Source organism: Parabacteroides sp. AF27-14 (assembly GCF_003635425.1).
In the GTDB taxonomy this organism is placed as follows: Bacteria; Bacteroidota; Bacteroidia; order Bacteroidales; family Tannerellaceae; genus Parabacteroides; species Parabacteroides distasonis.
Genome location: NZ_QTLZ01000004.1, coordinates 54,322 through 72,857 on the forward strand (window position 1 = coordinate 54,322; position 18,536 = coordinate 72,857).

15 protein-coding genes are annotated in these 18,536 nt (G+C 44.4%); 9 read left to right on the forward strand and 6 right to left on the reverse strand.

The features are described from left to right. Window positions 1-12 precede the first annotated feature (12 nt). The 3 genes from DWY79_RS05640 to DWY79_RS05650 are packed head-to-tail and all read left to right on the forward strand — an operon-like array spanning window position 13 to window position 3,172. Window positions 13-1,143, forward strand: a complete 1,131-nt coding sequence (locus DWY79_RS05640; RefSeq protein ID WP_008779247.1) for a sensor histidine kinase — start codon at window positions 13-15, stop codon at window positions 1,141-1,143. Between the two features lie 2 nt (window positions 1,144-1,145). Further along, window positions 1,146-1,997 carry a sensor histidine kinase gene (locus DWY79_RS05645; RefSeq protein ID WP_005859269.1) on the forward strand — a complete coding sequence of 284 codons (852 nt, stop codon included), beginning with the start codon at window positions 1,146-1,148 and terminating at the stop codon, window positions 1,995-1,997. Between the two features lie 11 nt (window positions 1,998-2,008). Beyond that, on the forward strand, window positions 2,009-3,172 hold the full coding sequence (locus DWY79_RS05650; protein WP_122144948.1) for a PP2C family protein-serine/threonine phosphatase: 1,164 nt from the start codon (window positions 2,009-2,011) through the stop codon (window positions 3,170-3,172). A 397-nt stretch (window positions 3,173-3,569) separates the two neighbouring features. Here the strand turns inward: DWY79_RS05650 and DWY79_RS05655 are convergent, their stop codons facing one another. Then, entirely contained in the window at window positions 3,570-3,833 is a 264-nt protein-coding gene (locus tag DWY79_RS05655; protein ID WP_005859264.1) for a tetratricopeptide repeat protein, read from the reverse strand. 161 nt (window positions 3,834-3,994) lie between these two features. Here DWY79_RS05655 and topA point away from each other — a divergent pair, with 161 nt between their 5' ends. Then, window positions 3,995-6,343, forward strand: coding sequence for a type I DNA topoisomerase (gene topA, locus DWY79_RS05660; protein ID WP_008777893.1), 2,349 nt, complete (start codon window positions 3,995-3,997; stop codon window positions 6,341-6,343). Between the two features lie 77 nt (window positions 6,344-6,420). On the opposite strand, the gene DWY79_RS05665 is transcribed toward topA, so the two are convergent. The 3 genes from DWY79_RS05665 to DWY79_RS05675 form a co-directional block, all read right to left on the reverse strand. Next, on the reverse strand, window positions 6,421-7,299 hold the full coding sequence (locus DWY79_RS05665; RefSeq protein ID WP_005867660.1) for a VIT1/CCC1 transporter family protein: 879 nt from the start codon (window positions 7,297-7,299) through the stop codon (window positions 6,421-6,423). A gap of 9 nt (window positions 7,300-7,308) precedes the next feature. Beyond that, the gene (argS, locus tag DWY79_RS05670; protein ID WP_005867661.1) at window positions 7,309-9,102 is read right to left on the reverse strand and encodes an arginine--tRNA ligase; all 1,794 of its coding nucleotides are present in this window, start codon (window positions 9,100-9,102) and stop codon (window positions 7,309-7,311) included. Between the two features lie 102 nt (window positions 9,103-9,204). After that, on the reverse strand, window positions 9,205-9,477 hold the full coding sequence (locus DWY79_RS05675; protein ID WP_005859256.1) for an HU family DNA-binding protein: 273 nt from the start codon (window positions 9,475-9,477) through the stop codon (window positions 9,205-9,207). A gap of 186 nt (window positions 9,478-9,663) precedes the next feature. On the opposite strand from DWY79_RS05675, the gene DWY79_RS05680 reads away from it, so the two are divergent. From DWY79_RS05680 to DWY79_RS05690, 3 genes are read left to right on the forward strand one after another with little or no spacing between them, the layout of a single operon-like run. Further along, on the forward strand, window positions 9,664-10,386 hold the full coding sequence (locus tag DWY79_RS05680) for a rhomboid family intramembrane serine protease (RefSeq protein ID WP_005859254.1): 723 nt from the start codon (window positions 9,664-9,666) through the stop codon (window positions 10,384-10,386). Further along, a complete protein-coding gene (locus DWY79_RS05685) occupies window positions 10,367-11,245 on the forward strand; it encodes a rhomboid family intramembrane serine protease (protein ID WP_122297728.1) in 879 nt (292 codons plus the stop codon). Before DWY79_RS05680 ends, DWY79_RS05685 begins: the two co-directional genes overlap by 20 nt. Window positions 11,246-11,254: 9 nt before the next feature. Beyond that, complete coding sequence (locus DWY79_RS05690) at window positions 11,255-12,352, forward strand: endonuclease/exonuclease/phosphatase family protein (RefSeq protein WP_008779258.1); 1,098 nt, start codon at window positions 11,255-11,257, stop codon at window positions 12,350-12,352. A 10-nt stretch (window positions 12,353-12,362) separates the two neighbouring features. On the opposite strand, the gene DWY79_RS05695 is transcribed toward DWY79_RS05690, so the two are convergent. Both DWY79_RS05695 and DWY79_RS05700 read right to left on the reverse strand, forming a co-directional pair. Beyond that, a complete protein-coding gene (locus DWY79_RS05695; RefSeq protein ID WP_005859247.1) occupies window positions 12,363-12,917 on the reverse strand; it encodes a DUF4468 domain-containing protein in 555 nt (184 codons plus the stop codon). Window positions 12,918-12,937: 20 nt separating this feature from the next. Continuing rightward, window positions 12,938-13,912, reverse strand: a complete 975-nt coding sequence (locus tag DWY79_RS05700; RefSeq protein ID WP_005867667.1) for a DUF4468 domain-containing protein — start codon at window positions 13,910-13,912, stop codon at window positions 12,938-12,940. A gap of 172 nt (window positions 13,913-14,084) precedes the next feature. On the opposite strand from DWY79_RS05700, the gene secDF reads away from it, so the two are divergent. Continuing rightward, window positions 14,085-17,084, forward strand: coding sequence for a protein translocase subunit SecDF (secDF, locus tag DWY79_RS05705; protein WP_122368999.1), 3,000 nt, complete (start codon window positions 14,085-14,087; stop codon window positions 17,082-17,084). A gap of 98 nt (window positions 17,085-17,182) precedes the next feature. Next, window positions 17,183-18,115, forward strand: a complete 933-nt coding sequence (locus tag DWY79_RS05710; protein WP_122369000.1) for a site-specific integrase — start codon at window positions 17,183-17,185, stop codon at window positions 18,113-18,115. Window positions 18,116-18,536 lie beyond the last annotated feature (421 nt).

An 18,536-nucleotide genomic window follows, 5' to 3' on the forward strand; every position in this document is an offset into this window, starting at 1 on the left:
AGGAGGTTCATCATGATACAGGATTTACATACTGAGATCGATCGGTTAAAAAGGCGGATTAAACTTTGCGAGCGGGTTACGCTGGGTAGCTTGGTCGGTATTTGTGTATCTGTGAAGTTCGGTCATCAAGAATGGATCGGATTGCTTTTCTTGATTCTGTTTTGCCAGATCTCTAAGTTGGTTTTCAAGCGGAAACTCAAACAAAAAGAGTATTTGGTAAAAGAGGTAGAGGAGCGTACGCAGGAGATCCGTTCGGAGAAAGACGCGATCCAAGAGGAATCCGAGAAATTGGCGGCGGCTTTGAAAGCCTTGGGTGAGGCGCAGGACGAGCTGGTCCGTAAGGAACGGATGGCTACCGTAGGGCAATTGACCCAAGGTTTGGTGGACCGTATCTTGAACCCACTGAATTATATCAATAACTTCGCGAATCTGACATCGGGGCTGGCCAAGGATCTCCGGGAAAATCTGGATAGTCAGAAAGAGCATCTGAAACCGGATGTGTATGATGACTCGGTAGATTTGCTGAATATGATGACCAGTAATTTGGAGAAGATCTCTGAGCATGGTTTCAATACGGTCCGTATCGTTAAGGCGATGGAGGAATTGCTGAAAGACCGAAGAGGTAATCTTACGCTTACCAACATAAACGGATTATGCCGGATCGCCTTGGATAAATTGAAGAAAACGTATGAGCAGGATATTCAAGAGAAGAATATCCGGATTGTTTTCGATAATTTGACGCTGTCTTTGATGATGGAGGTAAACGTGGAGCAGTTCAGTAAGGTTCTGGCCGGGATATTGAAAAATTCCATGTATGCCCTGTTGAAGAAATCGGAGACCGTGACTTTTAGTCCGGAGATATTCCTTGGATTGAAAGTCAATAAGGATATGCTGGAAATAACGATCCGGGATAACGGGTCCGGTATCGACGAGAATATAAAAGATAAGATATTCGCTCCTTTCTTCACGACAAAGACAACGGGGGAAGCGGCCGGCGTAGGGCTTTACCTATGCCGTGAGATCGTGCAAAACCATCGGGGAACCATCGAGGTGGAGAGTAAGAAAGGAGAATATACCCAGTTTCTAATTACGATCCCTGTATATCAACCGAAAACAATTACACCGCCTAAAGAGGAGGAATAGATATGGAAGACCAGAGTAAGGAAATAGAACGGCTACGTTTGCAAGTGAAGAACTTAGAGAAATTATCTTCTTTAGGTATGTTGAGTGCCGGGATTGCGCATGAGATCCAGAATCCGCTCAACTTTGTCATCAATTTCAGTAAGCTGTCCTCTAAGTTAGTGGATGACTTGGAAGATATATTAGAAGAAGAGAAAGATGTCTTACCTCCGGAATCTTGGGAGAAGCTGACCGCCTTGCATGAGGAGTTTAGCGAGATCGTTAACGATTTGCATGGTAACTTGAAGAAGATCGAGGAACATGGAAACCGGGCGACAAGTATCATCCGGGGTATCTTGCTTTATTCCAGAGGGAAGGATGACGAGTACATCCCTACGGATATCAAGAATCTGGTGAAGGAATATGTTTGGCTGGCTTATCATTCGATGCGAGCGAACTATAAAGGTTTCAATATTGCGATCCGGGAGCATTACGAGGAGGGGCTTCCGATGCTGAAAGTGATCCCGCAGGATTTGAGCCGTGCGGTATTGAATGTCATGAATAACGCTTGCTATGCGGTCTATAGTAAATCCAAGCTCTCGCCGATCGGGTATGAGCCGGTTATATCCGTGGATCTACGGAAGGAGGGAGATTCTTTAAGATTAAGTATCGAGGATAATGGTATCGGTATGCCGGAGAATATCCGGGAGCAGATATTCTCCGCGTTTTTCACCACGAAACCGGTGGGAGAGGGAACTGGCTTGGGGCTATCTATCACTCGATCCATTATAGAGGAGAAGCATGACGGGAAGATAGAGGTGGAATCGAAAGAGGGTGAGTTTACCCGTTTCATATTCCTTATTCCATTAACGAAATAAACAGAAGAATTATGGCGATCAAGATATTAAGCGTAGACGACGAACAGGATCTGGAAGCGTTGCTAACCCAATATTTCCGTCGGAAGATCCGTAAGGGAGAGTATGAGTTCTCCTTTGCCCATAATGGCTTGGAGGCGTTGAGGATGATGTTGGACCATCCGGACTTTGATATCATATTGAGCGATATCAATATGCCGGAGATGGATGGTTTGACATTGCTGACGAAGATTAACGAGATGCGTAACCCGGCCTTGAAATGTATCATCGTATCGGCTTACGGGGATATGGAGAATATTCGTACCGCCATGAACCATGGTGCTTTCGACTTCGCTACCAAGCCGATCGATATGGAGGATCTGGAACGTACGATCGAGAAGGCGGTCGAGCAGATTTCTTTTATCAAGGAGGCCCAAAAGGAACATCATCAGCTAGAGGAGATACAATACGACTTGAACGTGGCACGTGAGATACAGCAATCGATCTTGCCGAAGCAGTTCCCTCCGTTCCCGCAATATAAGCAATTCGATCTTTATGCGACCATGAGTGCGGCGAAAGCCGTGGGGGGTGATTTCTATGATTTCTTCTTGGTGGACGATAATCATCTGGGTTTTACGATCGCTGACGTGTCGGATAAGGGGATTCCCGCCGCTATTTTCATGGCGATCAGCCGTACGGTGATCCGTGCTACGGCGCTTAGGCAGCTTTCCCCGGCGGTCTGCATGAAGGAATCGAATGATCTATTGTGCCGTGAGAGTGTCAATGGGATGTTTGTCACTACTTTTTATGCGATCTTGAATATCCATACGGGCGACGTGGTTTATTGCAATGGGGGGCATAATCGTCCGGTTTGGATTCGTAAGAACGATAAGGTATCTCTTTTGCCGATGACTGGTGGGATGGCCTTGGGAGTCGTGCCGGGATTAGCTTATAAAGAACAATCCTTGAAACTGGAGGCGGGAGACAGCTTGTTCCTCTATACGGATGGAATCAGTGAGGCGATGAACCTGCGGAATGAGCAATATGGAGATATCCGTTTGGTAGAGGCTTGTAGCTCCGTAAAGAACCAATCCCCCAAATCCATGATCGAAGGTATATCCGAATCCGTCCAATCATTCGTGAACGGCGCTATGCAGAGCGATGATATTACGATGTTGGCGCTGACTTATAAAGGATAATCATTTGGATAAAGGTAATTTCTTAAAGTTTACTTATATGAAAAAAGCATTTTCTGTATTTTTATCATTTCTTCTGTCCGCATGACTATACGATTACTCCCATGGAAGATTGAAATCTAAAGAAACATAAATTCATTGTATATCTTGTAGAGACGGGGCACGCCCCGTCTCTACAAATTACGATGGGCATTCTTAGCACCTAACATTGCCCATTATAAGCACTTTATAATGCCCATTGTAAGCCTTTAACGATGCCTATTATGAAGAGCTTACGTTATAGGTTGTAAATGAGCATTATACAAATAAACGCTATATCAATAACAACTAACTTCATAAATGCATAAAGTCGAGTTACTTGTACTTCTAGAATTTATTTGGGTACGGGTGCTCTGTCTTCTTAATGGTTGTACATATCCTTATTATAAAAATCCAGCACCTTGATCGCCATATCGTAGGCCGCTTGTGCCGGGCTTTCCGGATTGATCTCTATCGCTTGTAGGTAGCTGTTGAGGGCTAGGCGTACGTTGCCTAGTTTATAATGAGCTTTTCCGAGGAGAAACCAAGCCTCGTCGGATCTCGGTTGCTCCGTGAGGTAAGCGTCCAAGAGCCGGATCGCTTCTTCTAGTTTATTCTCTGAAATAAGTCGCTTTATCTCTTCCATATTTTTGAATAACCTTTTGATTTTGTCTCGCGAAGGTAAATAGAAACGAGTGACTATATATATAATGTATAGGAAAAAACGCTTTTTTAGTGACCGATATACCGCGTACGTTAATTATTTGTGTAAGTTTGCACCCGATTTCTAACCAGCAAAAAATAGATATGCAAAAGAATTTGGTAATAGTGGAGTCACCCGCCAAGGCAAAAACCATCGAGAAGTTCCTCGGAAAGGACTATAAGGTTATGTCTAGCTATGGTCATATCCGCGACTTGAAAACGAAAGATTTCAGTATAGACCTCGAACACAATTATGCCCCGGAATACGTGATTCCCTCTGACAAGAAGAAACTCGTGACCGAATTGAAGAACGAAGCGAAGAAAGCCGAGCAGGTTTGGTTGGCTTCCGATGAGGACCGGGAGGGAGAGGCCATCTCTTGGCATTTATATGAGGTATTAGGATTGAAACCTGAGAATACGAAACGTATCGTTTTTCATGAAATTACCAAGAACGCTATATTACATGCGATCGAGACGCCGAGAGATATCAATATCGATTTGGTGAACGCGCAGCAAGCCCGTCGTATCTTAGACCGTATCGTGGGTTTCGAGCTATCCCCCATTCTTTGGCGTAAGGTGAAGCCGGCTTTATCCGCGGGGCGCGTGCAATCGGTTGCCGTACGTCTGATCGTAGAGCGGGAGCGAGAGATCAACGAGTTTGTCTCGGAGGCCGCCTACCGTGTGATCGCTAGCTTTATCTTGCCGGATGGTACGACAATCCTCAAGGCGGAGCTGAACCGTCGTTTGAAAGATAAGGAAGAGGTGGAGGCATTCCTTGAATCTTGCAAGGACGCTTCTTTCACGATCGATGATATCTCGAAAAAGCCGGTGCGTAAGACACCAGCCCCTCCTTTTACGACATCTACCTTGCAGCAGGAGGCCGCCCGTAAGTTGGGGTATTCGGTCTCGCAGACCATGATGATCGCCCAACGCCTGTATGAGTCCGGATTGATCACGTATATGCGTACTGACTCCGTGAACTTAAGTGATTTGGCTTTGGGGACGGCAAAAGAAGCTATCTTGGATACCTACGGTGAGAAATATTATAAATTCCGTCAATATCATACCAAGAGCAAGGGAGCGCAAGAAGCGCACGAGGCGATTCGTCCGACCTATATCAGCCATGATGAGATAAGCGGGACCGCTCAGGAAAAGAGATTATACGAATTGATCCGCAAACGTACGATCGCTTGCCAGATGGCGGACGCCGAGTTGGAGCGTACGACGATCTCCGTAGGCATCGGCGGCAAGAAAGAGAAGTTCGTGGCTACCGGTGAGGTCATTACTTTCGACGGTTTCCTTCAGGTGTACCGCGAGAGTTTTGATGACGAGAATGAGAAGGAACAGGAAAACGGCCTTCTTCCTCCGGTTACCTTGAACGAGGTATTGAGTATGAAGGACATCGTCGCTACCGAACGTTTCACGCAACGTCCTCCCCGCTATACGGAAGCAAGTTTGGTTCGCCGTTTGGAGGAATTGGGAATCGGTCGTCCTTCTACCTATGCGCCTACGATCCAGACGATCCAGAATCGGGAGTATGTCGTGAAAGGGGATAAGGAAGGAACGGAGCGTACTTATAATATCATAACCTTGGCTCAGCATACGATCAAGGAAGTCCAAAAGACGGAGATCGTAGGAGCGGACCGGAATAAGTTGATGCCAACCGATATCGGTACGGTCGTGAATGATTTCTTGATGGAGTATTTCCCGGGTGTTATGGATTATAACTTCACGGCGAGCGTGGAGAAGGAATTCGATGCCGTAGCGGAAGGCGAGATGGTATGGACGGACGCGATCGATAAATTCTATAAACTATTCCATCCGATCGTGGAAGAGGCAGCCTCTGTCCGTACGGAGCATAAAGTGGGTGAGCGTGAATTGGGTATCGATCCGAAGAGCGGCAAACCTGTTTTCGTGAAGATCGGTCGTTATGGCCCAGTCGTACAGATCGGGCAGGCGCACCCAGAGGATAAAGAGGCTCCTAAACCTCAATTCGCTACCTTGATGAAGGGGCAGTCTATCGAGACGATTACTTTGGAAGAAGCCTTGAAATTGTTTGATCTACCCCGTACGATCGGTGAATATGAAGGTAAGGTCATGGTTGCCGCTGTCGGACGTTTTGGCCCATTTATCCGTCATGACGGAAAGTTCGTATCCATACCGAAGGGCTTGAATCCTTTGTCGATAACAGCCGAGGAAGCTATCGAGTTGATCGAGGCAAAAAAACAAAAAGATGAGCAACGATTTATCAAGAAGTTCGATGAGGATCCGGAAATGGAAATCTTGAATGGTCGCTTCGGCCCTTATATCTCTTATAAGAAAAAGAATTACAGAATTCCTAAGACGATAGAGAAACCAGAGAACTTGACCTTGGAGGAATGCCAGAAGATAATCGCCGAGGCGGGAGAAAAACCTGCTGCGACGAAGAAACGTACGACACGGAAAAAGGCTTGATTATAGCTCTAAAAATTCATAGTTATGATTTACTAAACTCATAACTATGAATTTTTCAAAACATAACTATGATTTTTTTAGACATCGATGCCCGTAAATTCTTTTAACGCATATCCGATCAAGAAGCTTAATGCGGCCACGCTAAAACTAAGTACTGCCATCTCGGTAAAACGCTTCCGGAAACTCTCGCTTCTCGCTATGGAATAATAATAGTTGAAAAGGGCGATGATGCTTAACGCTATGATGAGCATAAGCCCTAAAGCCATTAATACGTTCGATATAAAGATAAATGGAGCGACCAAGGCGACTACCGTAAAGATATAAGCTATTCCCGTATAGATCGATGCCTTAACAGGATGTTTCCCGTTTTCATTTCCATTCTCGGACTTGGTAGATAGATATTCGGAGGAAGCCATGGATAATGCGGCGGCTATTCCAGTGATGCTTCCGGTCAACGCTATTAATCTAGAGTCGCTCAAGGCAAGGGTAAAGCCAGCTAAAGCACCTGTAAATTCTACTAAAGCGTCATTTAGCCCCAGTACGACAGAACCCATATATTCCAACCGTTCCTCATTGATCAAGGCGATCAACCTCTGCTCATGCTCATCTTCGTCACGTGCGATTTGTTGCAAATCCGGATACTCATCATAAGAGGCGTAATCATTCTTGGCGCTTTCCTCGCTACCTTCCATTAGCTTAATGGCGAAAGTAATCCCCAAGATACGTGCCAACCAGTAGTATTTGGTGACGCGTAATTTATTCGGGGAGATCTCTTGCCCCGTATACTTTTTCAGGATCGTATAATGTCCTTTCTCGTCATTCGCTATCTGTAGTAATACTTCCTTGTTGCTTGGATCTTTCTCGATAGCGGCGAGTTGCGTATAGAGAAGGCTCTCCGTGATTTCATTTTGTTGAAATCGAAGGAGAGCCTTTCTTGTTTTCTCGTTTATGTTCATCTTCTATCGTTACATTCTTTCCGGAACCTCGATGCCTAATAAATCCATACCGGATTTCACGATCTTAGCTACATTGGCGGATAAGACTAAACGGAAGTTCTTCAATTCCGGATTCTCTTCGCGAAGGATGGAGAAATCGTGATAGAATTGATTGTATTCCTTTACCAGATCATAAATATAGTTGGCGACACAGGCCGGGCTGTATAGCTTACCTGCCTCTTTCACGATCTCCGCATAATCGGCGATCATTTGGATCAGGTTCTCTTCTTTCTCGGAAATGGCGAAAGTAAGCGGTAACTGCTCCGGTAATGCGATGCCCTGTTCCGCCGCTTTGCGCAATACGGAACGGATACGGGCGTAGGTATATTGGATGAACGGTCCCGTATTCCCATTGAAGTCGATAGACTCTTTCGGGTTGAACGTCATATTCTTGCGAGGGTCTACCTTTAATATGAAATATTTCAAGGAGCCAAGACCTACGATTCGGGCGATATTCTCAGCCTCTTCCGGAGTCATCTCGTCCAATTTCCCTAATTCTTGGGAAATCTCGCGTGCGGTACTGATCATCTCGGCCATCAAATCATCGGCGTCTACGACCGTTCCCTCACGGCTCTTCATCTTACCTTCCGGTAGCTCTACCATTCCGTAGGAGAAGTGGACCAATCCCTTGCCGAACTCGAAGCCTAACTTATCCAATAAGATCGATAATACTTGGAAGTGATAATTCTGCTCGTTCCCTACCACATAGATCATCTTATTGATCGGGTAATCATCGAAGCGCAGCTTGGCGGTACCGATATCCTGCGTCATATAGACGGAAGTTCCATCCGCACGAAGCAATAATTTCTCATCCAGCCCGTCTTTCGTCAAATCAGCCCATACGGAGCCGTCTTCACGGCGATAGAAAATCCCTTTCTCTAGGCCTTCCATCACCTTGCCTTTTCCTTCCAGATAGGTTTGAGACTCGTAATAAATCTTATCGAAATCTACGCCCATCATCTTATAGGTCTCGTTGAACCCGGCGTATACCCAATTATTCATCATTTCCCAAAGCGCACGCACCTCTTTGTCTCCGGCTTCCCATTTACGAAGCATCTCACGGGCTTCCGCCATCAAGGTGGATTGAGCCTCGGCTTCTTCCTTGGTAAGGCCTTTCGCTTCTAACGCATGGGTCTCCTCTTTTAATTTGTTGCTGAATAATACGTAAAAGTCACCGATCAGATGGTCACCCTTCTTTCCGGTAGACTCTGGGGTAGCTCCATTTCCCCATTTCTGCCAAGCCAACATGGATTTACAGATATGGATACCACGATCGTTTACGATATTCGTCTTTACGATCTGGTTACCGTTCGCTTTCATGATCTTCGATAAGCTGTATCCTAATAAGTTATTGCGGACATGGCCCAAGTGAAGCGGTTTATTTGTATTGGGAGAGGAATATTCGATCATAACCAAAGGCGACTGCTCGGTAACCGGAATGATACCGTAAGCGGGCTGCTCATTGATCGAGTTTAGTAAATCGATCCAGCAAGAGCAAGCGACCGTCAGGTTAAGGAATCCTTTGATTACATTGAATTCAGCTACCGCTGGCTCGTTTCTCAACAAGTACTCACCGATTTCCTGAGCGGTCTGCTCCGGAGATTTCTTCGACATGCGAAGGAATGGGAATACGACTAGGGTCAAGTGCCCCTTGAATTCTTTTTTCGTTTTTTGTAACTGCACTTGGCTAGCGGTGACATCCGCTCCGTACAGCTCTTTGATGCCGGCTATGATAGCTCCGGTAATCTGTTGTTCGATAACCATATTCGTCTAACTATAATTCGGATTTTATTTGTACGCGAAGGTACACAAAAAAAGGATACAATTTGCATCGTATCCTTCTTCTATAGAGAATAATGGTGTTTCTTATTTGATTAGCTCGTTCAATTCAGCACCAGCCTTGAACTTCACGGCCTTGCGAGCTGCGATTTCAATGGTTTCTTTAGTTTTCGGGTTAACACCTTTACGAGCGGCCTTCTCTGACACTGAGAATGAACCGAAGCCAAGTAGAGCGACTTTACCGCCTTCTTTTAATTCGTTAGAAACTGTGTCAACAAAAGCTTCTACTGCCTTTTTAGCATCCACTTTGCTGAGACCTGATTTTTCAGCGACTGCACTAATAAATTCTGATTTGTTCATGATGGTTTGACTGTTAATATATTAAACAAAACTATGATAACCGATAGACGGCTCCAAATGTAGTTTTATTTTGAAATATCACAAAAGAAAAACCTACTTTTTTTACCGATTTACATATGTTTTAGTATTATTATGGGCAAAAACGGCTAAAATATATTTACCTTTGCCGCTAAATTAACGTAGTATATGATGAATCAGACAAATTCGGGGTTCTTGAATAGTATCCCGCCGGTAACGAAAAATCTTATCATTATAAACTTGCTATTTTGGGTAGCCAGCCTTGCACTGCCGAAAGTCGGCATCGATTTGGTGGATTTATTAGGGCTTCACTTCCCGGGTGCTACCGACTTCAAGGCTTATCAGATCGTTTCTTATATGTTCATGCACGATACCCATTCGTTCGCGCATGTGTTTTTTAATATGTTCGCCGTTTATATGTTCGGCCGGGTATTGGAGAACGTATGGGGCCCCAAACGTTTCTTGATTTTTTACTTCGTGACGGGTATAGGCGCCGGTTTGGTACAAGAGGTGGTATGGTTCTTTAATTTGCGGGATGTGATCTTCGCTAGCCAAGACATGATAAACTTGAATGGAGCCCAGATTATCAGCAAAAGCGAGTTCTTGAATTATTTCGTGACCATTGGCGCTTCGGGTGCCGTATTCGGAATCTTGTTGGCATTCGCGATGATCTTCCCGAATGTTCCTTTGTACTTGATGTTCATACCGATCCCGATTAAAGCCAAATATTTCGTAATATTTTATGGTCTTGCCGAACTATTTATGGGTGTGGCTAGTTTTGGTGGCGATACGGTAGCGCATTTCGCTCATTTGGGGGGTATGTTATTCGGTTATTTCTTAATTCGTTATTGGAAAAAGAAAGATGCAGACAATGGACGGTATTTTTACTAATTTGAAGCGTACGTTTCAGTCGGGTAATATCCTGTCGAAACTGATATATATAAATGTAGGCTTGTTTATCTTGATACGTTTGGCCAGCGTATTGTTTATGCTCTTTAATGTGCAAGGGGTGCCTTTCTTGCAGTATTTGCAGTTGCCGGCTTCTCCGGAACTTTTGCTCTTCCGTCCGTGGACGTTGTTTACTTATATGTTCACTCATTTTGACTTCTTGCATATCTTGTTCAATATGCTTTGGTTGTATTGGTTCGGGGGATTGTTCTTGAATTTCTTCAGTGAGCGGCAGTTGGGAGGCTTGTATATATTGGGAGGTCTTGCCGGTGCGGTGTTGTTTGTCCTTGCTTATAATATTTTCCCTTATTTCCAGAACGTGGCCTCTTTTAGCTATTTGATGGGGGCTTCGGCATCTGTTATGGCGATCGTTTTCGCTGTGTCGTTTTACCGGAAGGATTTGGAGATTAATTTATTCTTGATCGGAAGGATCAAATTAATTTATTTGGCTATCTTTACGCTGGTGATCGATTTGTTGGCGATGACTTCTGATAATGCGGGAGGACATATCGCCCATATCGGCGGGGCTTTGTTTGGTATGTGGTTCGCTTCCCGTATTCGTAATGGAAAGGACTTGACCGCTCCAATGAATCGGTTGATCGACTGGTTCGTGAATTTGGGCAAACGGAAACCGAAGATGCGTGTGACTTATAAACGTAACGAGACGGATTATGAGTATAACGCACGCAAACATCAGGAGTCGGTGGATCTAGATACTATACTGGATAAATTGAAACGTTCCGGTTATGAGAGCCTTTCCGCTGAAGAGAAAAAGCGACTTTTCGACGCCAGTAAGAAATAACAGATACTTATGAAAACTCTACGGATTTTTCTTCAATTCTTATTCGTCGTAGCGAATGTGGTGGCTGTCGTATTGTTGATAGTCTCGGCTTATTCGGATCGGGTGTCTCCTGAGACGAGTATGACGTTATCTTATCTGGGATTAGCCTTTCCTGTCTTATGTGTAGTCAATCTTTGCTTTATTATCTATTGGCTGTTCTTATGGGAATGGAAGTTCTTATTGATCGGCATATTCTCCTTCTTGTTATGTTGGGGTCCCGTGAAACGCTATTTTCCGTTTCACTCGCATAAGGATGTTCCTCGGGAAGAGGTACTGAAGGTGCTGACTTATAATGTGATGGCTTTTGGGTACAAGAATCATACGAAGATAGCTCCGAACAAGATTATCCAATATATCGCTAACTCGGACGCGGATATTGTTTGTTTGCAGGAATATGCCACGGCTAAATCAGAGAAGAGCCTTACTGCCTCTAAGATCTATGATGCGTTGAGCATGTATCCTTATCGTTCCGTATTTTATCAAAGCTCCACGAAATTCCAGAGTTTCGGCATCGCTGTGTTCTCCAAATATCCGCTGTCGAATTCCCGGATGGTGAAATACGATTCGGATTATAACGGCTCTTCCGTACATGAAGTGAACATCAAGGGAAAGAAGTTGACCTTGATTAATAACCATTTGGAATCGTTTAAACTGACGATGGAGGATCGGACCCGTTATTCATCCCTTATAAAGAGCTTTAGCTCGGATGGGTTGGACGATTTGAAAGGAGCGTTCGAGCAAAAGCTAGGACCTGCTTTCCGGATTCGGGCTAAGCAAGCGGAAGCGGTATCAGAAGAGATTAAGAACGCTAAAGGAGATTATGTCTTGGTATGCGGTGACTTTAATGATACGCCTATTTCTTATGCGCACCGTACGATCCAAGGGGATTTGACGGATGCCTTTGCCGAGTCTGGCCGGGGAATGGGTATTACCTATAATCAAAATTTCTTCTGGTTCCGTATCGATAATATCCTGCATTCCCCGAACATGACCTCTATGAATTGTTCCGTGGATAAGGTCGCTTATTCAGACCACTACCCGTTATGGTGTTATCTGAAACTTGAATAAAAGGGTTTCATCACTCGGATTCTGCGTTCTGCGCAGCGTCAAATACGTCGGCGAACAAGTTCTCGACAAAGAAGAAGGTAGCGTTACAGAATAGCTTAGGATCTTTGATCAGCGCTATCGTATTGCTATCCCCATTATTGGCGATCACATCTTCCGCTTTATAGGTCTTGTACTTTTTATCGTTTAGCGGATCGTATTGATATACGATATCGCTCGCCTCGATCGTGTATCGGTTGTCGAAGCAGGTGATACGCATTTTATATTTAATGATAGTCTTGTCTGTATCATTCAACAATAATTCAACCTTAGAGCTTACGAAGATGGTCCCTTTGTTCTTGTTCGAGTTTACGTTGGATAAGAAGACATCTTTTCCATAAGATTTCTTAGCCCATGCGTTAATAGCGTTGAATATTTCTAGTTTAGAGGTATTCTCGATCTCTACATCATCACTATAGCATACCTTCCCGTTTTTCATGGGGGCGCATTCGTCTACCTCGCCTTTATGCCCCTGCGCCATGACTAGCACAGGGAACATCATATATATTAATAATAGAATCTTTTTCATAAATGCAACTCTCTTTTTCGTTATTTGATCCATACATTCGTAATCTCGCCGATTAACATCGTTTGCTGTCCTTCGGAGGTCTCGCCTTGTTTACGGCACTCGATAATAATCCATGGCGCATCGGCAGATGTGCCGGGCTTGGAGAAGGATAATCGATATACGTCGTTATTGCCAATCGCTTTATAAGCAGGACTATCTTTGGATATGGAGATTGTACTGATCGTTTTACCGAACATATTGCCTATGCCTTTCCATTCAACGTTTGCGTCGGTCGTATTTCCTTTTACGGCTTTGATCTGTAAAGCGTTGTCCGGTAACATCTGGAGGATCGTGCTGGGTATTTTGTCCGCTTGGAACGCTACGAAACCTTCCATCGGTGCCACAGGTCGTGTTTCCCGTTGCGGAGCGGATACTGGTTCTACCGGTGCGGCTGTCAGCAACTGTGCGCCTAATGCGTTGGCTGCGCTATCAAACGTCTTATCCGCGAAGTCAATCGTGGCCTTACGGAACTTACCGCTGATACGGTTCAATTTCGTCTTGCTCTTATTCAAGGCATACTCGTCCGTGATCCATTCCTCGGCTAGGTATTTCTCCGGCTCGTTCTGGTAAGACACGTTATATTCATATCGGATGCCCGCAAGTTGCAGGGTACAAGCATGTTCCTTGCATTCAATGATAATACGGTATTTCATCATCGCCCGATCGAGGGATAAGGCTGTGCTGGAGAATACTATATATTCTTCCCCGATAATGGCGATCTCGCCTTTTGCCTCATTTTGATAAGCTACTCTACTTTCCTTTGTGTTAAAATTTTCTTGTCCCCATTTTAATAGTTGTTGGTAGATTTGTGCCTTGCTTAAAGAGGGGGCATTAATCTCTCGGGTAAAAACGACTTTACCGTCTGCAACCGGAACGGCCCCTGCCAGATAGTGTTGATCCTCTTGCGCGAATAGCAGGGCGGGGATAAATAACAGAGCGAATAATAACTGTTTCATGGTATATTTTCCTTATTATTTTAGCCCCAAAGATATACATTTGCGTTTGAAATAAACTATGAGCGTGACAAATAATTATACTAATTGCTCTTTATCAAAGAAAAAAAGTCTATATTTGCACCCTGTGAAAAAACGAATATAAATAATGTAATAACATAAACCTAAGATTCAGATGCAAAACAAAGGATTTGTAAAGGTCTTCGCGGTGTTACTTACGCTTGTCTGTTTGTTCTATTTGTCGTTCTCGTTCGTGACGCAACATTACAACAGTAAAGCCGCTGAGTATGCGGGTGGAGATCCTGCGAAAGAGAGTGCTTATTTAGACTCACTATCTACTCAGAAGGTATGGTTAGGCTATACGCTTAAGCAATGCCGTGAAATGGAAATTAGTTTAGGTCTTGACTTAAAGGGCGGTATGAACGTTGTCCTTGAGTTGAACGTGGCGGATGTAATCCGTTCGTTGTCTAACAACAACCAAGACGAGAATTTCAACAAGGCGTTGGATTTAGCTTACGCGCATCAAGCGACTAGCCAAAAAGATTTCATCGACCTTTTCGCTGAGGAGTATAAGAAGTTGGATAGCGGCGCACGTCTTTCCGCTATTTTCAGTACATTCGAGTTAAAAGATAAAATCACGCCCCAGAGTTCAGACGCTCAGGTTGTTTCTGTTTTGAAACAAGAGTTGCAGAGTGCGATTGATAACTCATTCAACGTACTGCGTACTCGTATCGACCGTTTCGGTGTAGTTTCTCCGAACATCCAACGTTTGGAGACGGCGGGTCGTATCTTGGTTGAGTTGCCGGGTGTGAAAGAACCGGAACGTGTTCGTAAGTTGCTTCAAGGTAGCGCTAACTTGGAATTCTGGGAAACTTATAAGTTACCGGAAATCTATCAACAATTGGTTGCCGCTGATAATGTATTGGCTACTATCCTAAGTAAGGAGGCTTCCGCTGATTCTGTAGCTACCGATAATGTTGAGAAAATCGCTGATGCCGCTGATGCGAATGTAAGTGAGGCCGATTCTTTGTTGGCTGAGCTTGGTCAAGATAAAAAAGATACGGAAGCTAATCAAAGCATGGAAGAGTTCGCTAAGCAACATCCATTATTTGCTTTATTGCAGATTAGCCAGTACAACGGTCAGTTGTCTCCGGGTTCGACGGTAGGTATCGCTCAAGCAAAAGATATGGAGAAGATCAGCGAATACCTGAACATGAAACAAGTGAAAGAGGTATTGCCTCGTAACTTGGCTTTAAAATGGGGTGTAAAGGCGATCGATGATAAAGAGCAGTTCTTTGAGTTATATGCCTTGAAGGTAACGAACCGTGACGGAAGTCCCGCTTTAGGTGGTGACGTAGTAACAGATGCTAACGCTGACTTTATGCAACAAGCCGGTCGTTCAGAGCAAATGGTTAACATGGTTATGAATGCCGAAGGCTCTAAGGCTTGGGCTCGTTTGACGAAAGAGAATATCGGTCGCCAGATCGCTATCGTTTTGGATGAGATGGTTTATTCCGCTCCGAACGTAAACGATGAGATCACGGGAGGTCGTTCACAAATCACCGGTCACTTTACACCGGAAGAGGCGAAGGACTTAGCGAACGTATTGAAATCGGGTAAGATGGCTGCTTCCGTACATATCGTTCAAGAAGACGTCGTTGGTCCGTCATTAGGACAAGAGGCTATCAATGCCGGTGTGATCTCTTTCGTGTTGGCATTGGTGTTGTTGATGATCTATATGTGCGCATTCTATGGATTGGTACCGGGATTGATCGCCGATGGTGCTTTGGTATTGAACATTTTCTTCACGATGGGTATCCTTGCTTCTTTCCAAGCGGTTCTTACCTTGCCGGGTATTGCCGGTATGGTGTTGACGCTAGGTATGGCAGTCGATGCGAACGTATTGATCTATGAGCGTACGAAAGAGGAACTTCGCGCCGGTAAGTCTTTAGGAAAGGCGATCGCCGACGGTTACAGCAATGCGTTCTCCGCTATCTTCGACTCAAACTTGACATCTATCATTACCGGTATCGTATTGTTCTATTTCGGTACGGGTCCTATCCGTGGTTTCGCTACGACGATGATCATCGGTTTGTTCGCTTCCTTCCTTACAGCCGTGTTCTTGACTCGTATCGTTTATGAGGCATTGTTAGCGAAAGATAAATTGAAGAACGTGACATTCACGACTTCTCTGACGAAAGACTTGCTGACAAACCCGAAGATCAATTTCTTGGGTGCTCGCAAAGTCGGTTATTTGATTCCGGCCGCTATTATCGTATTGGGTGCTATTTCTATGATGACGATCGGTTTGAATAACGGTATCGATTTCACGGGTGGACGTAACTACGTGATCCGTTTCAGTCAAGAGGTGAAGACAGACGATGTTCGTAATATGCTGGATGCCCAGTTAGACGGTTCTGTTAGTGTTATCCAGATCGGTACAGCGGATCAAGTGCGTGTATCTACCAACTATAAGATCGAAGACAATGATCCTACGGTAGATCAAGAGATCGAGAATAAATTGTTTGAGGGCGTGAAGTCCTTACTTCCGGAGGGAACTACATTAGATGAGTTCACGACTACTTTCATACAGAGTTCGCAGAAGGTGGGTCCTAGCATGGCAGACGATATCAAGAATAGCGCTATCTTAGCGGTAATCTTCGCCATGATCTGTATGGCCGCTTATATCCTGCTTCGTTTCCGTGATGTGTCATTCTCTGTTGGTGCGTTCGCCTCTGTTGCTACGACTACATTGTGTATCATTTCTTTCTATACCTTGTTATGGAAGGTTCTTCCGTTCTCAATGGAGGTAGACCAGACGTTTATCGCAGCTATCTTGACGATTATCGGTTACTCTATCAATGATACCGTGGTTGTATTCGACCGTATCCGTGAGACGATCGCTTTGTATCCGAAGCGTGATCGTTATCAAGTGATCAATGATGCGTTGAACTCTACCTTGTGTCGTACATTTAATACATCATTGACTACGTTGGTGGTTGTATTGTGTATCTTCATCTTGGGCGGTAGCACGATCCGAAGCTTTACGTTCGCTATCTTATTAGGTATCATTATCGGTACATACTCTACTTTGTTCGTCGCTACTCCGATCGCTTACGAGTTGCAGAAGAAGAAGATCAATAAGAAAGCTGCTGCTGAGAAAGCCGGAAAATAATATATTTCTTTAAGGATTTTATGAAGATCCTCTATCTTTCCCGTGTAAACGGAGAGATAGAGGATTTTTTTATGTATTAATTCTTAAGGAGATAAAGTATGAATGAGAATGATTTTGTGGTGGGTGTACTTACGTATATCACCTGCCTGCGTGAGAAAAAGCGTTATTCCACGGCGAAGAGTTATCAAGATGCGTTGAGGTCGTTTAAATGTTTTTGTGGCCGGGAAGAGATTCCTTATGCGTATATTAATCGGGATACACTTTTGCGTTATCAATCTTGGCTGTTGGCCAAGGGATGTTCTCGTAACACGGTATCTACTTATATGCGCCGGATTCGTCACATCTATAATTTAGCCGTAGAGGTGGGTGAGGCTGCCTATATTCCTCATTTGTTTAAGAATGTGTTTACGGGGGTTGAGAGTAAACGTAAAAAGGCGTTGCCTTCGGAAAGCTTACGCTTGCTGATGACAAGCCCGGTGACAGATCCGCAACAGAAGAGGACCCAATCAGCCTTTTGCCTGATGTTTTTGTTTTGCGGGATGGCTTTCGTAGATTTGGCGCATTTGCGAAAGGAGGATATCAAGGAAGGGATCTTGTCTTATTATCGGCAGAAAAGCGGATCCCTTATACAGGTGGAGATTCCAGTGGAGGCACAAGGGCTGCTGAATGAGTTGGCAGCCGATACAACCGAGGATTCGCCCTATCTGTTTCCATTTTTAGAGGGAATGAAGACCGGTGAGGATGCCTACAAGGAATATAATACCGTATTAGGAGGTTTTAACCGCAGATTGAAAACACTGTCGGAATCCATCGGTATTCGTACTCGGGTTACCTCATACACGATTCGTCACTCTTTCGCCACGACCTTGAAGGAGCAAAACGTACCGATTGAGATGATCAGTGAACTGTTAGGGCATAAATCTATCAAGACTACGCAAATATACTTGAAGAGTTTCTCTTTAGAAAAGCTCTCGACCGTAAACAAACTTTGTTTCGAGAGTGTGTATAATTATGCGCCGAAAGTAGGGTGAAGAAAAGTACGCTACTTGGCGAGTAGCCAAACTGACTGCTACTTGGCGAGTAGCGTTCATTTCATGCCGCAAATGTAGTAAAAAATAACATAACACAAGCAAACATTAGGCTTTGTTTGTGTTTCAACCTTGATTCTCTTTAAATCTTCGTTCTTATTTCTGATGTATAGACATGGCAATAGAAACGAAATGGCCTCGTATTCCCGAAATCATCACGTTATCCGAAGTAAATTCTACATACATCATGTAGAGACGGAGCGTGCTCCGTCTCCCACCGCCTGATAGTAACTTAAAATACCATTTTGAGAGGATGAGACGGAGCACGCTCCGTCTCTACAACTAAGGGATATCCTTTTACTCCTCTTGTTAAGGCTACTCGCCAAGTAGCATGAGTATTGAAGGGATGCAAATTTTCAGTAAT